At 59.9% G+C, this 22085-nt stretch carries 20 protein-coding genes; 2 read left to right on the top strand and 18 right to left on the bottom strand.

What is annotated here, in order from left to right; all coding sequences use genetic code 11:
• Positions 1–169: 169 nt before the first annotated feature.
• The gene (locus tag AB4N84_RS11380; protein WP_460046397.1) at positions 170–1408 is read left to right on the top strand and encodes a nucleoside recognition domain-containing protein; all 1239 of its coding nucleotides are present in this window, start codon (positions 170–172) and stop codon (positions 1406–1408) included.
• Here the strand turns inward: AB4N84_RS11380 and AB4N84_RS11385 are convergent.
• From AB4N84_RS11385 to AB4N84_RS11425, 9 genes are all read right to left on the bottom strand, one after another.
• The gene (locus AB4N84_RS11385) at positions 1381–2019 is read right to left on the bottom strand and encodes an ABC-type transport auxiliary lipoprotein family protein (RefSeq protein WP_460046399.1); all 639 of its coding nucleotides are present in this window, start codon (positions 2017–2019) and stop codon (positions 1381–1383) included. The genes AB4N84_RS11380 and AB4N84_RS11385 overlap by 28 nt on opposite strands.
• Positions 2016–2954, bottom strand: coding sequence for an MlaD family protein (locus AB4N84_RS11390; RefSeq protein WP_074757587.1), 939 nt, complete (start codon positions 2952–2954; stop codon positions 2016–2018). Before AB4N84_RS11390 ends, AB4N84_RS11385 begins: the two co-directional genes overlap by 4 nt.
• Positions 2954–3745, bottom strand: coding sequence for an ABC transporter ATP-binding protein (locus tag AB4N84_RS11395; RefSeq protein ID WP_425262253.1), 792 nt, complete (start codon positions 3743–3745; stop codon positions 2954–2956). The genes AB4N84_RS11390 and AB4N84_RS11395 overlap by 1 nt, the downstream gene beginning before the upstream one ends.
• Before the next feature lie 11 nt (positions 3746–3756).
• Entirely contained in the window at positions 3757–4926 is a 1170-nt protein-coding gene (locus AB4N84_RS11400) for an MlaE family lipid ABC transporter permease subunit (protein ID WP_460046400.1), read from the bottom strand.
• A gap of 10 nt (positions 4927–4936) precedes the next feature.
• Positions 4937–6112 carry a DUF5924 family protein gene (locus AB4N84_RS11405; protein WP_074757593.1) on the bottom strand — a complete coding sequence of 392 codons (1176 nt, stop codon included), beginning with the start codon at positions 6110–6112 and terminating at the stop codon, positions 4937–4939.
• A 255-nt stretch (positions 6113–6367) separates the two neighbouring features.
• A complete protein-coding gene (locus tag AB4N84_RS11410; protein WP_460046402.1) occupies positions 6368–7750 on the bottom strand; it encodes a M16 family metallopeptidase in 1383 nt (460 codons plus the stop codon).
• A gap of 67 nt (positions 7751–7817) precedes the next feature.
• Positions 7818–9461 (bottom strand): Na/Pi cotransporter family protein, encoded by a 1644-nt coding sequence (locus AB4N84_RS11415; protein ID WP_074757597.1) that lies wholly within the window; start codon positions 9459–9461, stop codon positions 7818–7820.
• A 439-nt stretch (positions 9462–9900) separates the two neighbouring features.
• Positions 9901–10668, bottom strand: coding sequence for a TerC family protein (locus AB4N84_RS11420; protein WP_460046404.1), 768 nt, complete (start codon positions 10666–10668; stop codon positions 9901–9903).
• 66 nt (positions 10669–10734) lie between these two features.
• Positions 10735–12042: a CitMHS family transporter gene (locus AB4N84_RS11425; RefSeq protein WP_074757601.1), complete on the bottom strand. Its 1308-nt coding sequence runs from the start codon at positions 12040–12042 to the stop codon at positions 10735–10737.
• A gap of 325 nt (positions 12043–12367) precedes the next feature.
• Between AB4N84_RS11425 and AB4N84_RS11430 the strand changes: the two genes are divergently transcribed.
• Positions 12368–12769 (top strand): GFA family protein, encoded by a 402-nt coding sequence (locus tag AB4N84_RS11430; RefSeq protein ID WP_460046405.1) that lies wholly within the window; start codon positions 12368–12370, stop codon positions 12767–12769.
• A 696-nt stretch (positions 12770–13465) separates the two neighbouring features.
• On the opposite strand, the gene AB4N84_RS11435 is transcribed toward AB4N84_RS11430, so the two are convergent.
• The 9 genes from AB4N84_RS11435 to AB4N84_RS11475 form a co-directional block, all read right to left on the bottom strand.
• The gene (locus AB4N84_RS11435; RefSeq protein WP_460046406.1) at positions 13466–15427 is read right to left on the bottom strand and encodes a DUF7844 domain-containing protein; all 1962 of its coding nucleotides are present in this window, start codon (positions 15425–15427) and stop codon (positions 13466–13468) included.
• Complete coding sequence (locus tag AB4N84_RS11440; protein ID WP_074757605.1) at positions 15424–15744, bottom strand: DUF2388 domain-containing protein; 321 nt, start codon at positions 15742–15744, stop codon at positions 15424–15426. The genes AB4N84_RS11435 and AB4N84_RS11440 overlap by 4 nt, the downstream gene beginning before the upstream one ends.
• 35 nt (positions 15745–15779) lie before the next feature.
• Positions 15780–16085: a DUF2388 domain-containing protein gene (locus AB4N84_RS11445; protein WP_074757607.1), complete on the bottom strand. Its 306-nt coding sequence runs from the start codon at positions 16083–16085 to the stop codon at positions 15780–15782.
• A gap of 105 nt (positions 16086–16190) precedes the next feature.
• Positions 16191–16508, bottom strand: coding sequence for a DUF2388 domain-containing protein (locus AB4N84_RS11450; RefSeq protein ID WP_074757609.1), 318 nt, complete (start codon positions 16506–16508; stop codon positions 16191–16193).
• Positions 16509–16885: 377 nt separating this feature from the next.
• Positions 16886–17101 carry a DUF1127 domain-containing protein gene (locus AB4N84_RS11455; protein ID WP_062386508.1) on the bottom strand — a complete coding sequence of 72 codons (216 nt, stop codon included), beginning with the start codon at positions 17099–17101 and terminating at the stop codon, positions 16886–16888.
• Positions 17102–17420: 319 nt separating this feature from the next.
• Entirely contained in the window at positions 17421–18914 is a 1494-nt protein-coding gene (locus AB4N84_RS11460; protein WP_074757611.1) for an acetyl-CoA hydrolase/transferase family protein, read from the bottom strand.
• Positions 18915–19103: 189 nt separating this feature from the next.
• Positions 19104–20549: an NAD(P)(+) transhydrogenase (Re/Si-specific) subunit beta gene (locus AB4N84_RS11465; RefSeq protein ID WP_460046408.1), complete on the bottom strand. Its 1446-nt coding sequence runs from the start codon at positions 20547–20549 to the stop codon at positions 19104–19106.
• Positions 20549–20884 (bottom strand): NAD(P) transhydrogenase subunit alpha part 2, encoded by a 336-nt coding sequence (locus AB4N84_RS11470; protein WP_074757614.1) that lies wholly within the window; start codon positions 20882–20884, stop codon positions 20549–20551. The genes AB4N84_RS11465 and AB4N84_RS11470 overlap by 1 nt, the downstream gene beginning before the upstream one ends.
• Positions 20885–20895: 11 nt before the next feature.
• On the bottom strand, positions 20896–22017 hold the full coding sequence (locus AB4N84_RS11475; RefSeq protein WP_460046409.1) for a Re/Si-specific NAD(P)(+) transhydrogenase subunit alpha: 1122 nt from the start codon (positions 22015–22017) through the stop codon (positions 20896–20898).
• Between the last annotated feature and the right edge of the window lie 68 nt (positions 22018–22085).

Raw genomic sequence — 22085 nt, forward strand, 5'->3', positions numbered from 1 at the left:
CGGATTACCTGACAAGATGGACTGGTCTGATTTCACGACTGCTGAGCAGCCGATCGCGGGACAAGCCACGCTCCTACAGTTTGTGTGTCGTGTCTGGTAACTGTGGGATAGGGTTTGTTGTTTGCGGCCCCGCCGCTATCATCCCCGCATCTTGCGAGGGGATTTACTGATGCTCAATGGCCTGTGGCTTGGCTTTTTCGTGGTTGCGGCGATTTCCGCGCTGGCTCAATGGCTGGTAGGAGGTAACTCAGGGATCTTTGCCGCGATGGTCGAAAGCATCTTTGCCATGGCCAAGCTGTCGGTGGAAGTCATGGTGGTGCTGTTCGGCACCCTGACCCTGTGGCTCGGGTTTCTCAACATCGCCCAGAAAGCCGGAATCGTCGACTGGCTGGCAAAAGTATTGGGGCCATTGTTCCGTCGCCTGATGCCTGAAGTGCCCCCCGGCCACCCTGCCCTCGGCCTGATCACGCTGAACTTCGCGGCGAACGCGCTGGGTCTGGACAACGCCGCAACGCCTATCGGCCTCAAGGCCATGCGTGCCTTGCAGGATCTCAACCCTAGCCAGACCGTGGCCAGCAATGCGCAAATCCTGTTTCTGGTGCTCAACGCCTCTTCGCTGACGCTGCTACCGGTCACCATCTTCGTTTACCGCGCGCAACAGGGCGCAGTCGACCCGACGCTGGTCTTCCTGCCCATCCTGCTCGCTACCAGCGCCTCGACCCTTGTCGGCTTGCTGTCCGTCGCGGTCATGCAGCGTTTGCGCCTGTGGGACCCGGTGGTGCTGGCGTACCTGGTGCCTGGCGCATTGCTGCTGGGCGGTTTCATGGCCGTGCTGGCGGGGCTGTCCGCCACGGCGCTGGCAAGCCTCTCCTCGGTGCTCGGTAACCTGACGCTGTTCGGCATCATCATGTTGTTTCTGGTGGTCGGCGCGTTGCGCAAGGTCAAGGTTTACGAAACGTTCGTCGAGGGCGCGAAAGAAGGCTTCGACGTCGCCAAGAACTTGCTGCCGTATCTGGTCGCCATGCTTTGCGCCGTGGGCGTGCTGCGCGCGTCCGGGGCGTTGGACTTCGCGCTGGAGGGGATTCGCCACGTGATTCAGTGGATGGGCCTGGACACCCGCTTTGTCGACGCACTGCCCACCGCACTGGTCAAACCCTTCTCGGGCAGCGCCGCGCGGGCGATGTTGATCGAGACCATGAAATCCCAGGGTGTGGACAGCTTCCCGGCGTTGGTCGCCGCAACGATTCAGGGCAGCACCGAAACCACCTTCTATGTCTTGGCGGTGTATTTCGGTGCTGTCGGTATTCAGCGCGCCCGCCACGCCGTCGGGTGCGCGCTGCTGGCTGAACTGGCGGGCGTGATCGCTGCGATCTGCGTCTGCTACTGGTTCTTCGGCTCGACGGTGTAATGCTTCTGGCCCTGCTCCAGGGTCCATTGCAGCACCTGGGCGGTCAGCGTATCGCTGGCCTGCCCAAAGGCGGCCACCACCGCTGGGACCTGTTTGTCGCCAACAGGCTGATGCACCTCGAAGCGCCGACTCGCAACGATGCGTTGATGGTCATCGGCCAGCCGCGCGTCCAGGCGAATCACCACCTCGATCGCCTGACCGCGGTATTCGCTCTGGAACGCCTGGAGCTCCCCGCCCAACTCGAAATCCGCCTGCAGGTTGCTGTCGTCGGTGCTGATCGACTGCACACGCCCGTCACGGTAGAACGCATCGGTTAGCCGATTGCGCAGCAGCACCGGCGCCGGGTCGCTCCAGCGGGCGCCTTTGTAGCTGCTGATGACATCACCCTGCGGGATGACGGCAATGCGTGGGCTGTCGAGCGTCTCGCTGGACTTTGGCTTGACCACGCGCAATGACCAAGGCGCAGGTGTCGCTGCTTTGCTGATGGTTGCAGTCGTGGGCAAGCGGTAGACGTCCGTCGGTTCCTGCTTGGGCAATATCGAACAGGCGCTGAGCGTCAGCAGTGCGCTTGCCAGCAACAGCCCCGGGATTGAATGACTGGCAAGCCTCATGGCTGGAATTCCTTGTTCTTGTCGCTACCGAGCAGGTAGCCGCTGGGGTTGGCATTCAGACTGCGTGAAATGGTCTTGAGCGAGGTCAGGGTTTCGCGCAGCTCGCGAATCGCCGGGCCCAGCTCACTCAGCCCCTGGAGCCCGCCGTCGACGGAATCCTTGTTGGCTTTGATCAACTGGTTGATGGTGTCAGTGCTCTGTTGCAACGACACCATGGCCGCCTGACCGGTCGCGATGGCCTGCTTTCCGTCGACCGTGAACAACAGATTGGCGTTGCGCATCGCTGTGGAGGTCTGATCCAGCGTGGCGCTGGCCTGCTTGCTCAGCACCAGCAGTTGCTTAAGGGTCTGACGGATATCGTCGCGTTGATCGGCAATCACTGCCGTCGTCTGCTCCAGATGCTCCATGGTGTTGCTCAGCGCCTGCACGTTCTTCGACGACAGGAGTTCGTTGGCGTTGTGAAGAAAGACGTTGATGCCGGTGATCAGGTCGTTACTGTCGTTGAGCAGCCGCGAAATGGGTGACGGCGACGCAATGATCACAGGCAGGTTGCCGTCGTCGCCTTTCAGCTCTTCGCTTTGTGGCGTGCCGCCGCTGAGCTGGATGATCGAAGTCCCGGTGATGCCGTTCAGGGCGAGCTTGGCGAAGGTGTCACGCTTGATCGGGGTTTCCCCGGCCACACGAATCTGCGCCAGCACGCGGCGAGGGTCCTGAGGGTCCAGGCGCAATTGAACCACGTCACCGACCTTGATCCCGCTGTACTGCACCGGGCTGCCACGAGACAGGCCGGTCACGGCTTCGTTGAACACCACCTGATAATCCTTGAACGCCGTGTCGACGCTGGACTTGGCGAGCCACAGCCCGAACAGCAGCGCGGCGGCGACCACGATCACCGTGAACAGGCCGATCAAGATGTGATGGGCGCGGGTTTCCATCATGAGACCTCGTGTGGGTGGGTGGCCGCTGCATAGGCCGAGCGGCCGCGCGGGCCATGAAAGTATTCGTGAATCCAGGCGTCCTTGTAAGCCGACACCTTGTCGATGCTATCGGCCACCAGCACGCGTTTCTGAGACAGCACCGCCACCCTGTCGGTGATGGTGTACAGCGTGTCCAGGTCGTGGGTGACCATGAACACGCTCAGGCCCAGTGCGTCGCGCAGGGTCAGGATCAGTTGATCGAAGGCCCCCGCGCCAATCGGGTCGAGGCCTGCGGTGGGCTCGTCGAGAAACAGAATGTCCGGATCGAGTGCCAACGCCCGAGCCAGCGCTGCCCGCTTGATCATGCCGCCGGACAGCGAGGCAGGGTATTTGTGAGCGGCCGACAGCGGCAACCCGGCGAGGGCCATCTTGATGCCGGCCAGATGCTCGGCCTCGTCACGGCTCAGCCCCGCGTGTTCGATCAGGGGTAAGGCCACGTTCTCGGTGATCGTGAGTGATGAGAACAACGCGCCCTTCTGAAACAGCACGCCGAAACGTCGTTCGACCTGGGAGCGATCTTTAACGGACAGATTCAGAAGATCCTGACCCAACACCCGGACATTGCCTTCAGCAGGGCGCTGCAACCCGACGATGCTGCGCAGCAACACCGACTTGCCACTGCCCGAGCCGCCCACGACCCCGAGGATTTCCCCGCGATAGAGGTCCAGATCCAGATGCTCGTGAACCACCTGCGGCCCGAAGCGATTACACAGGCCACGCACTTCAATGACGGTTTCACTGGGTTGCACGCAACGTCGGGTCACCAGCCAAGCTCCATGAAAAACATCGCCGCCAGTGCGTCCAGCACAATGACCACGAAAATTGACTGCACCACGCTCGACGTCGTGTGAGCGCCCACCGATTCAGCACTGCCCTCGACCTTGAAACCCTCGAGGCAGCCAATCGCGGCGATGAAAAAAGCAAAGATCGGCGCTTTGACGATCCCGACCAGAAAGTGCTGCACGCCGATGTCTGCTTGCATCAGCGACAGAAACATCGCTGGCGAGATCCCCAGCGACAGCGCGCACACCACGCCGCCACCGACGATGCCGCAGATCATCGCCAGAAATGTCAGCATTGGCAGTGAGATAAGCAGCGCCAGCACGCGAGGCAATACCAGCAGCTCTGTAGGACTGAGGCCCAAGGTCTGCAAGGCATCCAGCTCTTCATTGGCTTTCATTGACCCGATCTGTGCGGTGAACGCACTGGCCGTGCGGCCCGCGAGAAGAATCGCCGTCAGCAACACAGCGAATTCCCGCAGGAACGAGAAGCCGATCAGATCGACCGTAAAGATCGTGGCGCCGAAGGCCTTGAGTACCGTTGCGCCCAAAAAGGCCACGACGGCGCCGACCATGAACGTCAGCAACGCCACGATGGGTGCCGCGTCCAGACCGATCTGTTCGATATGGGCGATCACTGAAGTGGTGCGCCAGCGTTTCGGGTGGAACAACGTGGTGACGAACGTCTGCAGAATCAGGCCGACGAAACCGAGCAGTTGCAGGGTGTCGTTCCAGATGACCTCGATAGCAGACCCGATCCTCGCCAGTAACTGAGTGCCGACAGCGACTTCAGGGTCTTTCACGGGTTGGCAGTAGTCGCACAACGCGCTTTGGATGGTCTGCATCAACGCGCGGCTCGACTCGGGCAGGTTCGGCGCCTGAACGGCCAGCAAACGCAAACGTTGAACACCCAGAAGCTCCACCAGCAACGACGCGCCTGCGGTATCGAGGGCGCCCAACCCGCTCATGTCCACCTGCGTGGCTGGGCCGAAACCGTCGCTTAACGCATCGGTCTGGCGCTTGAGTGCGTGGTAGTGGGCAAGCGTCCAGTCTCCGGCGATCCACAGCTGAGCAGGGTCGGTCGAAGTGTCCAGTGTGGCGCTGCCGCACACCGTTGATGCGCGGTTGACGAGGGAGATCGATGGGGTCATAGCGACGAGCTTAGTTGGTTTTGGCCGGGGTGGACGGGCTCGCCGCTGGCGCACTGTCATCAGGCTTGTCAGCGTCTGAATCAGACGAGCCCAACGTGTCTGCGCCGGGCTTCAGCCCCGCGGGCTTGATCTTCTTGCGCGTCACCGCAGGCTGATCCGAATCGGTCACTTCAAAGCGCAAAACGCCGATCATCTGGCCATCCTCTGTCAGCACCCTCACCTGCCATTTGCCGAGCACATCGGGCGGAAAATTCTGTTTGTGAGTCCATGCCCGATAGCCTTCCTTACGTCCGCCGTGGATGTCTAGAGCAATTCGATCGACTTCTTCGCCGTTGTGGCGCCAAACGTGATAAATCCGCTCGTCCAGACCGCGCGGAGCGTTGATCGACGTGTACGCATACAGCCCGGCGCTGCGCAGTTGATTGACGCCGATCTCCTGAATACTCTCGCCCGGCGTGCGGTTCTGGTTGTCGAACTGGGTGCTGACGGCCACCTCTGTCAGCCACAGGGTTGCGGGCGGCACCCACGAACGCAGCATCCAGCCCGCACCGCCAATGGCCAATGTCATGAGCACGAGCCCGACGCCGCGTTTCCAGTTGTTGAGCGGGAAACTGGAGGCCAGGCTCGGGAACGACAGCAGCATGGCGATGATCAGCGACAGCTTGTAACTCTCGGCGGTGGTCAGGTGCAGGATGATGGGCAGCGCGGTCAACAAAGCGGCAAACAGGGTCAGCGTGTGCAGCGCCATGAACAGCCAGCGACGGGGTGCCAGCCATTTGTAATACAGCGGGTCAGTGATCGAGATCAGTCCTGCGGCCGCGAGGACGCCGGTGAACACCAGCTGGCCGCTGTTCCATGTGGTGGTCACGAAGAAAAACGGCAAGACGAAGAACAGACTCTCCTGGTGGATCATCTGTGTGGCGTATCGGAGCAATGGCTGCGGGATTTCGCGCTTCAACAGTTTGGCCAGCAGCGCAACGGCACTGTTTTCCACCATCAGCCACAACCAGCTCACCAGCATGATCACGGCAATCCAGGTCGCGAGCTTGGCTTGCCGGTCCACCAGAATGAAGCTGCCGATGCCGGAGCAAAAACCGAAGAACGCGATCAGCCCCGGGTAGCGCTTGATGAACTCCAGTACGCGCTGTACCAGGGAGTTCTGCATGAGGGCGTTGAGATCCGGCATTTCGGTGTTCACTTTGGCTGTAGGAAAAATCGTTGGCAGGATACCAATGATCACAGTTCATACGCGTACACAAACTGCTTCTGCCGAAGGCGTAGGAGCGCGCTTGCCCGCGATCTGGTGCGCAGCGGCAGGTATTACTGCTAACCCGGTGTGTCAGACGAATCCAGACCTCTGGTTCTACTGCCGCTGCGCGGCAGATCGCGGGCAAGCGCGCTCCTACCGTTAACGGGAGGGCTTGGACTCAGCGCAGTCCTGTTACAGCGGGCGTCTTTTGTGAACACGCCACCGCCAGAAAATGACCAATGCCAGCAACGCGACCACCGCCAAGCCGATCTCATACAACTCGTCATAGCTGACCAGCGGCTCTTCAATGCGCAGATACCCGGGCTGCGCCAACAGCTGGCGCATGGCCCGATTCGCCAGATCCAGGCTCACGCCCCGCGTGCGCTTGGCCGGGTCTTCGAAGCGGCCGTCCTCATAATCGTTCAGAGCGCCCCAGTAATAATCGGCCAACGCGCTGTTGCCTTGAACCGCCCAGGCCTGTTTGGCGATCGAAGCCTGTTGCAGCCGGGCGAAGGTCGCAGGATCCATGCCTTCTTTGCGCAGCCGTTCCAGCATCGAACGCACCGATGCCACCGCCGCGTCCACATCATCACGTGCGAGATCGGCGTTCAGGCTGAGGAACCCGGTGTCGCCGAAGGCTTCCCGGTCGGCCCACGGGCCGTAGGAATAGCCTTTGTCCAGGCGCAACTCGCTGTAGAGCGACCAGTCCAGGTAGGCTTTCACCAAATCCCACGTCTCATCGTGCTGCTCGCCCATGTCAGGCTCTGGAAACAGCAGGTGCAGCTTCGCGCCATCGCCCAACGCGCCGCGGACCAGCGTGCGCTCGGGCTCGGCTTTGGCGTTGATGGAAGGCAGCGGCGGGTGTTCGGTCGGGTCAACTGCATTCAGCTGACCGAATGTTCGCTCCAGATAAGCAGGCAACAGCTTGTCCAGTTCGCCCACGATGATCAGCGTCATGTTGTTGGACGCGTACCAGTTGTCGTGGATGGTTTCGATCTGCTCCAGCGTCAGGTGATCGACTTCCGGCCGCTCCGAGCATTTGAGCCCCAACTCTACCGCCAATTGATTGCTGGCGCTGTGTCCGAGGTCGCGCTTGTCCAGCCAGCGCTGCAGGTGTGAGTAGTGACCGCCGTCTTCACGCTCGACGATGCGCTTGGCAGTGTCGAGGTTCGCCTGATTGATCTGCGTGTGAGTGAGCACGTTAAGGAGCAAGTCCAGCACCTTGCGCTGATTCTGCGCCGGCGCCTCGATCACGAACGTGGTGTCGGTGTTGCTGGTGAACGCGTTCCACTCCCCGCCCAGCGCCTGCATCTGCTGCTCCAGGCCGCCCTCACCGGAATTGTCGATGCCACTGAACAGCAAATGCTCCAGCAAATGAGGGAGCTCTTTGTCTTTGCAGGGGAAGTCATCGAAGCCGATGCCGACCACCAGCCGGATCGACACATGACCTTTTTCGGCAGGTTTGAGCAGCAATTGCAAACCATTGGGCAGCACGTAGCCCTCGACCTGAAAGCGGTCGAGGGCCATGGACGAGAGGGATGTCAGGAACAAACAAACGAACAGCAGGCAACGCATAAAAACGGGCTTCCTTGCGGGCCGGTATGTGTAACAGACTTCAGACCGGGCCCTGCGTTCACCTCGATTATTCTGGTTGGCTTTCGCTGGACAAGGCCCCGGTGTCAGAGGTTTCAAGAACGGCATAGGCGCTGCTGCAGAACAAAGAATTCAAACGTTTCATGTCGGCGATCAGCTCGAGGTGCAACGAGCTGGTCTCGATACTCTGCACGATTTTACGTTGCAGTCTGCTGACATGGGCATGGGCCAGACGCCGCTCCTGTGCCCGGAAACGACGTTTTTCACGCAGCAATTGGCGCGCGCTTTCCGGGTCGCCACTGAGAAATACCGACAAGCCCAGGCGCAGATTGGCCATCAGCTGCTCATGCAGCCCGGAAAGTTCTTCCAGCCCGACGTCGGAAAACGAACGCCGCTGGGAAGTCTTTTGCTGTTGAACCTTACGCAGCATACGCTCGATGAGTCCGCTGGCCAGTTCCAGATTGATCGACAATTCGATGATTTCGGCCCAACGGCGGTTGTCCTGATCGCTGAGGTCTTCTCTGGGCATTTGCGCCAGGTACAGCTTGATCGCGTTGTACAGCACCTCGACGTCGTCGTTCAGACGCCGCACCTCTTGGGTGACCGCCGTCTGATTGCCCCGCAGCACTTCCTGCATGGCATTGAGCATGCTGTCGATCAGATCGCCCATACGCAGGGTTTCACGCACCGCATTGGCCAGTGCCAGGCTCGGTGTCGCCAAGGCAGTGAGGTCCAGATGACGGGGTTTGACCGCGCCATTGACCTCGGCCTGTTGCGGCAGTATCGAGGCGCACAGTCGGCCCATCGGTCCAACCGTGGGCAGCATGATCAGGCAGCGCAGCGAGTTGTAGATCACATGGAAGCTGATCACCAGGCTCGACGGGCTGACTTCCAGGGTTTCCATCCAGTGCACCAGGGGCGTCAACACCGGAATGATCAGCAGCAAGCCGATCAATTTGTACAGCAAGCTGCCAAGCGCCACCTGGCGACCGGCGACGTTCTGCATGCTGGTGCTGAGGAACGCCAGCAGACCGCTGCCGATGTTGGCGCCGATCACCAGCCCGATGGCGACCGGCAAGCTGATGATCTCAGCGCCTGCCAGTGTTGCGGTCAGCAGGACAGCGGCCAGGCTTGAGTAGGAAATCAGCGCGAACATCGCACCGACCAGGGCGTCGAGAAGGATGTCACCGGTCAGCGACGCAAACAGCACCTTCACGCCCGCCGCTTGAGTGATGGGGGCGGCGGCGGTGACGATCAGTTGCAGCGCCAGGATGATCAACCCAAGGCCGATACCGACGCGGCCAAGCTGACCGACACGGGTCTGCTTGCGCGACAAAAAGAGTATCACCCCGAGAAAGATCAGCAGCGGCGACAGCCACGACAGGTCGAAGGTCAGGATTCGCGACATGATGGCGGTCCCGACGTCGGCACCCAGCATGATCGCCAGCGCGGGCGTCAGGCCCATCAGGCTCTGGCCGACGAACGAGGTCACCAGCATGGCGGTGGCGTTACTGCTCTGCACCACTGCGGTCACGAGGATCCCGGCCACGAAGGCCAGCGGACGTTTAGACATGTTCTGACTGAGCACACGGCGCAGCTGCGAGCCATAGACACGCAGGATGCCGGTTCGAACGATGTGCGTGCCCCAGATCAACAGCGCGACGGCAGAAAGCAAATCGAGCAGGGTCAGCATACGGAAAGCCCCCTGTTAATAGCCCGGCGGGCAAAAATAGCCAGCGCCCAGTTGGGCAAGAAGTGAAAGTACAGCGTGTAGCGAGCGAAAGCGCTTGGGCACTGTCGTGATCAGCTTGCTCAACTAAAGCTTTAGTCGGCCTGAGGCCTTATTGCCAGCATGGCACAGCCGATTATTTCCTGAAACAAATCTGTCATAAATCAGGTGTTTGCTTTGTGTGAGTCCGTGTAGGAGCGTGGCTTGTCCCGCGATCGGCGAGGAACTCGTCGCAAAATCAGAGCGCACGTCGTACCAGGTACTCCGCGTCTGCGCAGTTTGCTGCAGATCGCGGGGCCAGATGAAGCGCAACACCGGCAGGTCCTACAGGATTGCGCCGGGTTCAATAAAAAACGGGGCACTCAATGCCCCGTTCTGTCACCGCTACAACGCACTCTGGGTGTTATTGACCCGGAACGTCCTTGCGAAGTTTCACGGGGTCCTTCATCGCCCGCTTCTTGGCCATCGAGGTACGCATCTTAATGTTGATCGCTTCGACCGCCAGCGAGAACGCCATGGCGAAGTAAACGTAGCCTTTTGGCACGTGCACATCGAAGGACTCTGCGATCAGCACCGTACCGACGACGATCAGGAACGACAGCGCCAGCATTTTCAGTGACGGGTGCTTGTCGATGAAATCGCTGATGACGCCTGCGCACAGCATCATGATCAGGACCGCGACGATGATCGCAGCGACCATGACCGGCACATGAGACACCATGCCGACTGCGGTGATGACCGAGTCCAGCGAGAACACGATGTCGATGATCGCGATCTGAATGATCGTGTACAGGAACATGCCACCCTTGCCTTTCGGCTCTTCGATCTGCTCATCCTCGCCTTCCATGCCGTGATAGATCTCTTGCGAGCTCTTCCACAACAGGAACAGACCACCGAAGAACAGGATCAGGTCGCGACCGGAAATGCCTTGGCCGAGTACGACGAACAGGTCGTCGGTGAGGCGCATGACCCAGGTGATCGACAGCAGCAGAAGGATTCGCGTGACCATCGCCAGCGCCAGACCGAAGATCCGCGTGCGGGGCTGCATCGCTTTGGGCATCCGGCTGACCAGGATCGAGATCATGATGATGTTGTCGATGCCCAGAACGATTTCCAGGGCAGTCAGGGTTAAGAAAGCAACCCAGATCTCAGGGTTGGTCAGCCATTCCATTACGTTTTCCTTTGAGCTTGTTAGTCCTCGCTGCCGGTGGTCCGCCAGCGAGGGAGTTCAGTTGCCTTATAGACTGCTGAACGCAGGGAAGATCCCCATCAGCAGTGCGGCGACCAGGATGCATACGCAGACCAGCACCGCCCACTTGAGGGTGAAGCGCTGATGATCACCAAATTCAATGCCAGCAAGGGCGACCAACAAATAGGTCGATGGCACCAGCGGGCTCAACAAATGGACGGGCTGACCGACGATCGAGGCACGTGCCATTTCCACCGGGCTGATCCCGTAGTGCGATGCGGCCTCGGACAGCACCGGCAGCACGCCATAGTAAAACGCATCGTTGGACATGAAAAAGGTAAACGGCATGCTGACCACGGCCGTAATGACCGCAAGGTACGGGCCCATCGCGTCCGGAATCACTGCCAGCAGGCTTTTCGACATCGCATCGACCATACCGGTGCCGGACAGGATACCGGTGAAAATGCCGGCCGCGAAGATCAGGCCGACCACTGCCAGTACGCTACCGGCATGCGCCGCGACGCGGTCTTTCTGCGCTTGCAGGCACGGGTAGTTGACGATCATGGCGATACTGAACGCGATCATGAACAGAACCGGCAGCGGCAGCAGGCCCATGATCAAGGCAACCATCAGCGCCAGCGTCAGTGCGGCGTTAAACCAGATCAGCTTGGGACGGCGTGCGTCGGGGAACTGCGAAACGCTGATTTCGCTGTGATCGACTTCGTCGCCCGGCAGGTGCAGTTCGCCCAGACGCGCACGCTCACGTTTGCCGTAGCAGTACGCGATCACCAGGATTGCGATCACACCGGCGAGCATCGCAGGAATCATCGGCACGAAAATGTCCGAAGGGTCCACATGCAACGCACTGGCCGCACGGGCAGTCGGGCCGCCCCATGGCGTCATGTTCATCACACCGCCCGCCAGAATGATCAGGCCGGCCATGATGCGCGGGCTCATGCCCAGGCGGCTGTACAGCGGCAGCATGGCGGCCACGCAGATCATGTAGGTGGTGGCGCCGTCGCCGTCCAGTGAGACGACGAGGGCCAGAACGGCAGTGCCCACCGACACTTTTACCGGGTCACCTTTGACCAGCTTGAGGATCTTGCGTACGGCCGGGTCGAACAGGCCGGAGTCGATCATCAGGGCAAAATAGAGAATGGCGAACATCAGCATCACGCCGGTCGGCGCAAGCTTGGTGATGCCGGCGAGCATCATGGGGCCGATGTCGGAGGCGAAACCGCCGAACAAGGCAAACACGATCGGCACGATGATCAGGGCAATCAGCGCGGAGAGGCGCTTGCTCATGATCAGGTACATGAAAGCGACAACCATGGCAAAGCCGAGGAAGGTCAACATAGAAATACTCCAGGCGTTACGCGACGTGAAAACGGACGAGACGAAGCAATCAGCTCAAGACGAGCAGCGCAGGGAGTCGGGGGGTGAGCGAGGGGTACAGCGGAGCACGAGCAAGCATCAGAATCACCGAATTGTTGTTGTAGATGGGCCGGCGAACGTCGAAAAGCGTTCGTCCTGGCTGGCCGGTCTTTCGCCGGCGGTGAGGTGATGCTAAAGCGCTTACCTTTCAACCAGCTTTCGCTGCCGCTCCGCTGATCGTTGCCGCACCAATGAAGCATTTTCGCCCGAACGCAGTCAGAGCCTGAACACGAACGGGAGAATGACCATGAGCGAAATGCATACCGGTGGATGCCACTGCGGCAATCTGCGCTATCAACTCGATGCGCCCTTGCGCGACATTGCTCATTGTCATTGCTCGATTTGTCGGCGTACGTCAGGCGGCATTGCGGTGTCCTGGATCACCGTGCCTCTAGAGTCATTCAAATGGTTGGCCGGAAGCCCTGCGGCCTATGATTCCGGACCGACCTGCGTAAGGTTCTTCTGTAGTAACTGTGGGGCACAGGCGGCGCTCTTCAGCCGCAACAGCCCGGAGACCATGGACGTGACCATCGCCACGCTCGACCACCCCGAGCTCGCCCCGGCCGTTCGGCACATCTGGACCGACAACCGATTGCCTTGGCTGCATCTGGATGAGCATCTGCCGGGCGAGCCAGGCGAAACGGTTTAGCCGCACCCAGAGTCGATTCTGCCAGCAGGGGTAGCGATCGGAGGTTACGAAGGTCCCGATCGCGGCGCATCAGACGGCATTGATGTGTCTGATCCACCCTTATCGCGAGTCAGCTCACTCCTGCAAATGCTGGCTGGCCTCAGATCTGAGGTACGACGCGGATCCTGTAGGAGCAATCGGAGGTTACGACGGTCGCGAACGCGGAGCGTCAGGCGACATGAGTGTGTCTGACCCACCCTAATCGCGGGCAAGCTCACTCCTATAAATGCATACAGGCCTCAGATCTGAGATACGACGCCGATCCTGTAGGAGCAATCGGAGGTTACGACGGTCGCGAACGCGGAGTGTCAGGCGACATGAAGGTGTCTGGCCCACCCTAATCGCGAGCAAGCTCACCCCTGCAAATGCAGGCAGGCCTCAGATCTGAGGTACGACGCCGATCCTGTAGGAGCAATCGGAGGTTACGACGGTCGCGAAAGCGGAGTGTCATGCGACATGAAGGTGTCTGGCCCACCCTAATCGCGAGCAAGCTCACCCCTGCAAATGCAGGCAGGCCTCAGATCTGAGGTACGACGCCGATCCTGTAGGAGCAATCGGAGGTTACGACGGTCGCGAACGCGGAGCGTCAGGCGGCATGAACGTATCTGACCCAGCCCCATCGCGAGCAAACCCAATCCTGTAGATCGCTTCGCGTATTCAAGGTAACTCCAACCCACCCGCCGCCTTATGCAACGCCCGCAAATGCTCGCCCACTTGCTTGAGATTTTCGTCGGTAGCGGCAATCTCGGCGGCGCGGTCAGGCTCCAGCAGCGCCCTCACCTCTTTGTCCAGATCGCCGGTCAGACGCTGCAGCTGTTTCTGGCGCTGGCTGCTTTCTTCTTCAAGACGTGTCCATTCGCCCTGCTGCGGCAGTCCGTACCCTCCACTGCCCAACAGTTCCGCGGGGCGGCTGAGGAAGCCGCTGTTGGCCAGGATGTCCTGCAACGTGCCAGTGGCCTTCGACACACCGTTGTCCTTCTTCTCGACCGCGCTGAGGTAGCGTTGCTTGACCTCATCCTGCGCCAGCAGCAACTGACGGCGTTGAGCGGCCTGCTCCAGAAGCAACATGGCGGCGCTGGTGCGCAGATCGGCTTGGGCGAAATACGGGCGTCGGTCTTTCGCAGGCAGCGACAGCCAGTCTTCGACGGTGGTTTCCTTCACGTCAGTGGATTTGCGCAGCACATCGAACATCGCTTGGTAGCGGTCGCGGTAGGAATCAAAGCGATAGCCCAGCCGCAGCGCTTTTTTGGGATCGTCCAGCACGCTGGTGTCCGCCAGACCCCTGCCCTTGAGCACTTCCAGCAAACCATTGGGCATGATGCTGTCGAGGCCCACCAGCCGAGGGTCGTCAGTGCCGCTGCGCAACAGCTTGAGGTTTTCCACAGCGCAGTTGTTGGACAGAAACCAATAGTTGCCGTCATACGCCCAGTGCATCTCGGCGGCATGCTGGACCAGCCCGTCGATTTCCTCGCGGGACAGTTTCAGCGGCACGGACGCCAGGCTGCGCAATTCCGTTTTGGTGTATTCGTCGATCACCTGCCCCAACGGCAGCACGAACAGGCGCGATGGATAAGCGCCTGTCAGGCCGCTCCAACTGGACAGTTGCAGGTCGTTCACAAACGCACGATAGGACAACACCAGATGCTGATCCAGATCCAGACGGCAATCCGGGCCGCGCGGACGTCCAGGCTTGCAGATGACCAGGCGCAGCATGCTGTGGCCCCAACGACTCACCAGATTCTGATTGGCTTCGGCCAACAGGTAATCAACCTCATACACGCGCTCGGGGTCGAGCTTGCCCAGCGGCTCACGGGCGAAGTCGTTACCGGCGTTCAGGTACGGGTAGTAAGTCGGGCAGTCATCCTTGGCGGCGGGCGCCCAGTTGAACAGCTGTTTGTAGTAGTCGTAGAGCGCGGGACGTCGGCAGGCATAGGCCGGATCAAGGAGGAAGTACTCCATGTTCACCGCAACAAACTCCAACGGGCTGCTGATTTCGTAGATATCGGGGCTGCGGGCAACCTGACCGTTGCGTTCCTCACGCTCCCCTCGACGTCCCACGTATTGTGGCCAGCCGGCTAGGTCCAGCAGGCGTGGATCGTCGCTCAACGTGAAGCGCCGGTCGGTCTGGCCTCGGCAACTGTCACGCAGACCGATCTTGCCGGTGCTGTTGCCCTGGCGCGCACACGCGATGATCAGCTTGCGGTCTTCAGGCGACCAAAGCTGGGCGTGATCATAAATATGGGTGAGCTCATGCAGCACCGTCGCGAGCATCTCTTCGCGCACCGTCCCGTGTGGGCGATTGGTGCGGGTGGTGGCTGCGGTGCCGTCGGTCAAGCCCGCCAGCAGGCGTTGATTGAGGTCCAGACGGTAAGGCCCGTCTGCGCGTCCGTAGGCGTTGGACGGCATGTCATCGGTCCAGCGGACTTCGACTTTACGATCAAGCTTGCTGACGAACATCGGCGGCAAATGCGCCATGGCCTCGTCGAGCAGCGTCTGGCTGGCTTGCTGCTGGGCAGGACTCAGCCCGTCGGTGTACAGCGACAGACTCAAGCCGGCGAAGGCGCTCGTACAGATCAGCGACAGCGCCGAAGCCAGCAGCCAGACGGCTACGCGCCTCACAGTGCGAGGATGGCTTCAGCGAGATCCTGGTCACTGGCATTGCGCGCTTCTGGCAGGCGCTCACGCAAGGTGGCGAACGCGGCGTCCAGTTTAGCGCCGTGAATGTCGCCGTTCGTGGCGACGTAGCTGGCGGCATCGTCCTGAGCTTCCACAACCATTTTCCAGTTGCGAACCGAAGACGTGGTGTCGGAGGTGAAGTCCACGCTGCGGCCCAACGCACGGACAACGATGTTACTGGTGGCTTTCAAGGTTTGCGCGTGCGCGACATCGGTCAGCAACAACAGGCCGAGGGCAGCGGCAATCAACGGGGTACGCATGGAACGGCTCCAGAATACAGAAGGTGCAAAAGTGATTATTGGACGAGAATTGCCTGCGCCAGTTCAAGGTCGCTGGCATGAAGTTTTGGCTGGGCTTGACGCAGATACATCAGCGCGGCCTCCAGCTGTGCTCCTCGCAGTTGGCCATCACTGGCTATAAACGCTGCAGCATCATCCTGGGCGGCAAGTATCAGCTTGTTATCGAAAGGCCCGGTCGTCACCTGGCTGGTGGCGTACCCGCTTTTGATCAGGCTTTGTGTGGTTGTGTCGAACGCTTGAGCCTGGGTAACGCAGATCAGGCTGGCAGTCGCTGCAATCAACAGGCGAGACAATGAACGCATGAGTCTTCGGTATTGGCGAAACGAATCGCAAGGCTAGCGCAATGCCCCGGCCAGAGCCAGTGAAGGTGTCGGGGCGTGCGGCGCCAAAGCTGTCGCGATGCTGAATCAGATAGCGAGAATGGCCTGCGCCAGCTGCGCATCCGATGCATTCAAGCTCGGGCTGACTTCACGGATGTGCTGAAACGCACCCTCCAGATGAGCTCCGCGGATTTCGCCTTTGCTGGCGACGAAGCTGGCTGCGTCATCGCGCGCGGCCAGAACGATCTTGTCGTCATGGAAGGACGAGGAGATCTTGGAGGTGGCGTTGGACGACGCGTCCAGTGCGCGCACGATGGTGTCGGTGGTGACCACGAAGCTGGACGCCTGAGCGCCGGTTGCCGCGATCAAAAGTACAGCTGCACTCATCAGGCGAAAGCGAGACATGTTTGAACTCCACAAGGAACAAAATAAGTAACCACATGCGCAAAGCCGACGATGAGCAAAGCTATCTCGCAGGCGTTGGGGTAAAGGGTGAAGCAAGACTAGCGTAACCGGGATCGTCAGCACTATCACGGCTAAATGCCAGCTGACAGGATGAGCCTGCTTTATCGTCACCTGAAATGCCTGACAGGCCCGTGAATCAACAACTGTACTTGCTGGGAGAATAAATTAATAAACTGTACCTATCAGGCTGATAGCCGCACTCGATCTTCGAAACCCGGAAACAACAAAGCCCGTCGGCAGTTTCCTGCGACGGGCTTCGTGTGAACAATTCGGGTTGCTGGTGAGAGGCTCTTCGCCTGGGACCAGCGGACGCTAAATTAGCGCCAGAACGGCTTGCTCAGCTCTTCGTAACGCTGGGATTCGCTGATACCGGCGTCAGCCAGCAGACGAGCATCCAGACGGGCCAGCTGGTGGCGGCTGGACAGACGACGCTGCCAGAGCATCAGGTTGGCGAACATGCGCAGCGGCAACGAGGCTTTAGCGGATTGAGCGGTTTCTTCGTAGAACAGTTCGGAACTTACGGTGCGTTCCATGGTGCTTCTTCCTTCCGCTTGTGGCGGGATTAGATAGTGACTTGATTGGTGCCAATCTTCCTCTTGTTGTCGCTCTCTCTCCAGACACAGTTCACTTGTATTGTGATGCTCCAGTTAACTGTTCAAAGGCACTGTTTTGCTCATTCGTGGGGCAACTGTACCGGTAAGCACAAATATGGTGCGTTTTGTGCGCCGGAACAGTGAATTTTGAATTTTCAGAGGTGAAAACGACCGGTACAGCAATACAGTTTTTGTCAAAAAGGCGTGCAGTGCGTGGAAAGTGGCGACGAAAGGTCGTCGCCAATCCAGAACTGTTTTCCTACACCGACAGCATGCGGCCGGTTTCTTCCAGGTTGAGGTGCCAACTGAGTGCGTCGCGGAGCACATGCGGGGTGTGGCCACCGATAGCGCAGGCTCTGCGGAAGTAGTCATTGAGCGCTTCGCGGTAGGCGGGATGAACACAGTTGTCGATGATCACGCGAGCGCGTTCACGAGGCGCCAGGCCCCGTAGATCGGCAAGCCCCTGCTCAGTCACGAGGATGTCCACATCATGCTCTGTGTGGTCCACGTGGCTGACCATCGGTACTACGCTGGAAATCGCGCCGGCTTTGGCGATGGATTTGGTCACGAAGATGGCGAGGTGAGCGTTGCGAGCGAAATCGCCCGAGCCTCCGATGCCGTTCATCATCCGCGTCCCGCCCACGTGTGTGGAGTTGACGTTGCCGTACAGGTCGAATTCAAGCGCTGTGTTGATGCCGATGATGCCCAGACGGCGCACGACTTCAGGATGGTTGGAGATTTCCTGAGGGCGCAATAACAGTTTCGGTTTGTACTGTTCCAGGTTGTTGTAGACCGCGTCGTGCTTGCGCTCTGACAGCGTCATCGAGCAACCCGAGGCAAAGTCCAGCTTGCCGGCCTCGAACAGGTCAAAGGTCGAGTCCTGAAGCACTTCCGAGTACATCGCCATGCCGTGGAACGGCGAGTCGATCAGACCGGTCATGACCGCGTTGGCGATCGTTCCAACGCCTGCCTGGAGAGGCATCAGCTGGTTGGTCAGGCGGTTTTGCCGCACTTCGTTCTTGAAGAACTCCACCAAGTGACCGGCAATCGCCTGCGTTTCACTGTCTGCGGGCAGTACAGTTGAAGGTGAGTCGGTCTGGTCGCTGATCACGATGCCCACGATCTTCGCCGGGTCGATCTTCACCGCCTGGCTGCCAATGCGGCTATCAGCCTTCAGCACCGGAATGGGCAGGCGGGTCGGGCGGTACGTGGGAATATAGATGTCATGCAGGCCTTCGAGCTCCAGCGGTTGCGCCAGATTGATCTCGACGATCACCTGCTCGGCCAGAATGGCGAAGCTGGCCGAGTTGCCCACGGACGTGCTCAACACCAGATGACCTTCCTCGGTAATCGCCACGCACTCGATGACGGCGATGTCGACCGATTTGATCTGACGATTGCGCAGTTGCTCGACGGTGTCGGACAGGTGCTGGTCGATGAACATCACCGAACCATCGTTGATTGCCTTGCGCAGCGTGTTATCGACCTGAAACGGCATACGACGGGACAGCACGCCGGCTTCGGTCAATTGCTTGTCGAGGTCATTACCCAGACTTGCGCCGGTCATCAGGCTGATTTTCAGCGGGTGAGCCTTGGCGCGTTCCGCCAGCGCCTTGGGCACGGCCTTGGCTTCGCCGGCACGGGTGAAACCACTCATGCCGACGGTCATGCCGTCCTTGATCAGGGAAGCGGCGTCGGCCGCGCTCATTACTTTGCTCATCAAAGACGGCAGGCGGATACGTTCACGGTGCATGTTTGTTTATCTCGGGACGAGGATGCGAGCGACCAAGTCTAGAGATTTGCCTTTTTCTCGTCCCACGACCAAGGTCGCATGAGAGGGCTCTAATTAGCGGGTTTCAGAACAAAACACTGTTACGCCGAATGTAAAAAACCCTCGGCCGATCGACGCGCCGAGGGTTTGATGTGTTGCGGGCTAGAGCGGTTATTCGACCGCTTTGACCATGTCTTCGATGACTTTCTTGGCGTCGCCGAAAACCATCATGGTCTTGTCGAGGTAGAACAGCTCGTTGTCCAGGCCGGCATAGCCGCTGGCCATCGAGCGTTTGTTGACGATGATCGTCTTGGCCTTGAAGGCTTCCAGAATCGGCATGCCCGCGATCGGCGACTTGGGATCGTTCTTCGCAGCCGGGTTGACCACGTCGTTGGCGCCGAGCACCAGCACCACGTCGGCCTGGCCGAACTCGGAGTTGATGTCTTCCATCTCGAACACCTGATCGTAAGGCACCTCGGCCTCAGCCAGCAGGACGTTCATATGGCCTGGCATACGACCGGCCACCGGGTGGATCGCGTACTTCACAGTCACGCCGCGGTGGGTCAGCTTTTCGGTGAGTTCCTTGAGGGCATGCTGGGCACGAGCCACCGCCAGGCCATAGCCCGGTACGATGATCACGGTGTCGGCATTGGTCAGCAGGAAGGTGGCGTCGTCAGCCGACCCGGATTTGACCGGGCGTGCTTCTTTCGAGCCTGCCGCTGCGCCTACATCCGCCGCGCCGCCGAAACCACCGCCGATCACGTTGAAGAACGAGCGGTTCATGGCCTTGCACATGATGTACGACAGGATCGCGCCGGAGGAACCTACCAGAGAGCCTGCGATGATCAGCATCGAGTTGTTCAGCGAGAAGCCGATACCGGCCGCCGCCCAGCCCGAATAGCTGTTGAGCATCGACACAACCACGGGCATGTCCGCGCCGCCAATCGGGATAATCAGCAGCACGCCGATGACAAACGCGAGGATCAGCATGACGCTGAAGGCGAACAGGCTGCCGGTGAACATGAACGTCAGGCCGAAGAACAGCGTGGCCAGGCCCAGGAGCAGGTTGAGCTTGTGCTGACCTGCGAACTGTACCGGCGCGCCCTGAAACAGGCGGAACTTGTACTTGCCGGACAGCTTGCCGAAGGCGATGACCGAACCCGAGAAGGTGATCGCACCGATGGCGGCACCCAGGAACAGCTCCAGACGGTTGCCGGTCGGGATCGAATCGCCCAGGTGCGCCACGATACCCAGCGACTGCGGTTCAACCACAGCGGCAATCGCAATGAACACCGCGGCCAGACCGATCATGCTGTGCATGAAAGCGACCAGCTCCGGCATTTTGGTCATCTCGACGCGCTTGGCCATGATCGACCCGGCCGTGCCGCCAACCAGCAAGCCCACGATGATATAGCCGATGCCCGCGCTGGCGCCGTCAGTGGATAGTGCAGCGAGTTTGAACACCAGGCCGATCGTGGTCAGAACCGCAAGCGCCATGCCGAGCATGCCGAACAGGTTGCCGCGACGGGAAGTCGTCGGGTGCGACAGGCCTTTAAGGGCCTGAATAAAACAGATCGCCGAAACGAGGTACAACAGGGTGACGAGGTTCATGCTCATTACTTCGGCACCTCAGTTTTGGCTGTGCTTTTAACAGGAGCAGCCTTCTTCTTGAACATTTCCAGCATGCGGCGGGTGACCAGAAAGCCACCGAACACGTTGACGGCGGCCAGCGCCACGGCCAGCGTGCCCATGGTTTTGCCCAGCGGGGTTACCGTCAGTGCGGCAGCCAGCATGGCGCCCACAATCACGATGGCCGAGATGGCGTTGGTTACGGCCATCAAAGGCGTGTGCAAGGCAGGGGTGACGTTCCAGACCACGTGGTAACCGACGTAAATCGCCAGCACGAAGATGATCAGGTTGTAGACGCCGTGAGAGATCAGCATGTCTTCCATTGTTTTTATCCTCAGCCGTTCTTGCGGACGATCTGGCCATCGCGGCACATCAGGCACGCGGCGACGATGTCGTCTTCGAGGTTGATCTCGAACTGTCCTTCCTTGGTAAAGACCAGCTTCAGGAAGTCCAGCAGGTTGCGTGCATAAAGAGCAGAAGCATCGGCAGCGACCAATGCGGGCAGGTTGGTATGACCGACGATGGTCACGCCATGCTCGATCACTACCTGGTCAGCCACGGTCAGCGGGCAGTTGCCGCCCTGGGCTGCAGCAAGGTCAATGACCACCGAGCCCGGTTTCATTTGCGACACGGTTTCTGCGCTCAGCAAGACCGGCGCCTTGCGGCCCGGGATCAGCGCGGTGGTGATCACGATGTCCGCCTGCTTGGCGCGCTCGTGAACGGCCACAGCCTGGCGCTGCATCCAGCTGGCAGGCATCGGACGCGCGTAACCGCCGACACCGACCGCTGCTTCACGCTCCTCATCGGTCTCGTACGGCACATCGACAAACTTGGCGCCGAGCGACTCGATCTGTTCCTTCACCGCAGGGCGAACGTCGGAAGCCTCGATCACGGCGCCCAGACGTTTGGCTGTGGCGATGGCTTGCAGACCGGCAACACCGGCGCCGAGGATTAATACTCGAGCCGCCTTTACTGTACCGGCAGCAGTCATCAGCATCGGCATGAAGCGCGGATAGTGATGCGCGGCCAGCAGCACCGATTTGTAACCGGCAATGTTGGCCTGCGAAGACAGCACGTCGAGGCTTTGTGCGCGAGAGGTGCGCGGGGCCGCTTCGAGGGCAAACGCGGTGATCCCGCATTCGGCCATCTTTGCGATGATCTCGTTGTTGAAGGGGTTAAGCATCCCGATGACAACCGTCCCGGTCTTGATCAGAGCCAGTTCGCTGTCGCTGGGTGCGACGACCTTGAGGATCAGCTCGGCGCCGAAGGCATCGGCAGCGCTGCCAATCGAAGCGCCTGCCGCTTCATAGGCGCTGTCCGTGACGCTGGCGGTAATGCCGGCGCCTGACTGGACGGTGACCTTATGACCCTGGCCAATGAGCTTCTTGATGGTTTCCGGCGTTGCAGCAACCCGAGTTTCACCGGACTGGGTTTCGAGAGGGACACCAATGTGCACGTCAAATCTCCTGCGTGATCTTTTTATCTTTTAAAAATAGGCCAGCGCACTGCGGATGGCGCGTCTGG

Source organism: Pseudomonas sp. S2_H01 (assembly GCF_054668305.1).

What these genes read in the sequence shown, in the direction of transcription:
- AB4N84_RS11380 (WP_460046397.1), top strand. Translation starts at nt 170, where the DNA reads ATGCTCAATGGCCTGTGGCTTGGCTTTTTCGTGGTTGCGGCGATTTCC.
- AB4N84_RS11385 (WP_460046399.1), bottom strand. Translation starts at nt 2,019, where the DNA reads ATGAGGCTTGCCAGTCATTCAATCCCGGGGCTGTTGCTGGCAAGCGCA.
- AB4N84_RS11390 (WP_074757587.1), bottom strand. Translation starts at nt 2,954, where the DNA reads ATGGAAACCCGCGCCCATCACATCTTGATCGGCCTGTTCACGGTGATC.
- AB4N84_RS11400 (WP_460046400.1), bottom strand. Translation starts at nt 4,926, where the DNA reads ATGACCCCATCGATCTCCCTCGTCAACCGCGCATCAACGGTGTGCGGC.
- AB4N84_RS11405 (WP_074757593.1), bottom strand. Translation starts at nt 6,112, where the DNA reads ATGCCGGATCTCAACGCCCTCATGCAGAACTCCCTGGTACAGCGCGTA.
- AB4N84_RS11410 (WP_460046402.1), bottom strand. Translation starts at nt 7,750, where the DNA reads ATGCGTTGCCTGCTGTTCGTTTGTTTGTTCCTGACATCCCTCTCGTCC.
- AB4N84_RS11415 (WP_074757597.1), bottom strand. Translation starts at nt 9,461, where the DNA reads ATGCTGACCCTGCTCGATTTGCTTTCTGCCGTCGCGCTGTTGATCTGG.
- AB4N84_RS11420 (WP_460046404.1), bottom strand. Translation starts at nt 10,668, where the DNA reads ATGGAATGGCTGACCAACCCTGAGATCTGGGTTGCTTTCTTAACCCTG.
- AB4N84_RS11425 (WP_074757601.1), bottom strand. Translation starts at nt 12,042, where the DNA reads ATGTTGACCTTCCTCGGCTTTGCCATGGTTGTCGCTTTCATGTACCTG.
- AB4N84_RS11430 (WP_460046405.1), top strand. Translation starts at nt 12,368, where the DNA reads ATGAGCGAAATGCATACCGGTGGATGCCACTGCGGCAATCTGCGCTAT.
- AB4N84_RS11440 (WP_074757605.1), bottom strand. Translation starts at nt 15,744, where the DNA reads ATGCGTACCCCGTTGATTGCCGCTGCCCTCGGCCTGTTGTTGCTGACC.
- AB4N84_RS11445 (WP_074757607.1), bottom strand. Translation starts at nt 16,085, where the DNA reads ATGCGTTCATTGTCTCGCCTGTTGATTGCAGCGACTGCCAGCCTGATC.
- AB4N84_RS11450 (WP_074757609.1), bottom strand. Translation starts at nt 16,508, where the DNA reads ATGTCTCGCTTTCGCCTGATGAGTGCAGCTGTACTTTTGATCGCGGCA.
- AB4N84_RS11455 (WP_062386508.1), bottom strand. Translation starts at nt 17,101, where the DNA reads ATGGAACGCACCGTAAGTTCCGAACTGTTCTACGAAGAAACCGCTCAA.
- AB4N84_RS11460 (WP_074757611.1), bottom strand. Translation starts at nt 18,914, where the DNA reads ATGCACCGTGAACGTATCCGCCTGCCGTCTTTGATGAGCAAAGTAATG.
- AB4N84_RS11465 (WP_460046408.1), bottom strand. Translation starts at nt 20,549, where the DNA reads ATGAGCATGAACCTCGTCACCCTGTTGTACCTCGTTTCGGCGATCTGT.
- AB4N84_RS11470 (WP_074757614.1), bottom strand. Translation starts at nt 20,884, where the DNA reads ATGGAAGACATGCTGATCTCTCACGGCGTCTACAACCTGATCATCTTC.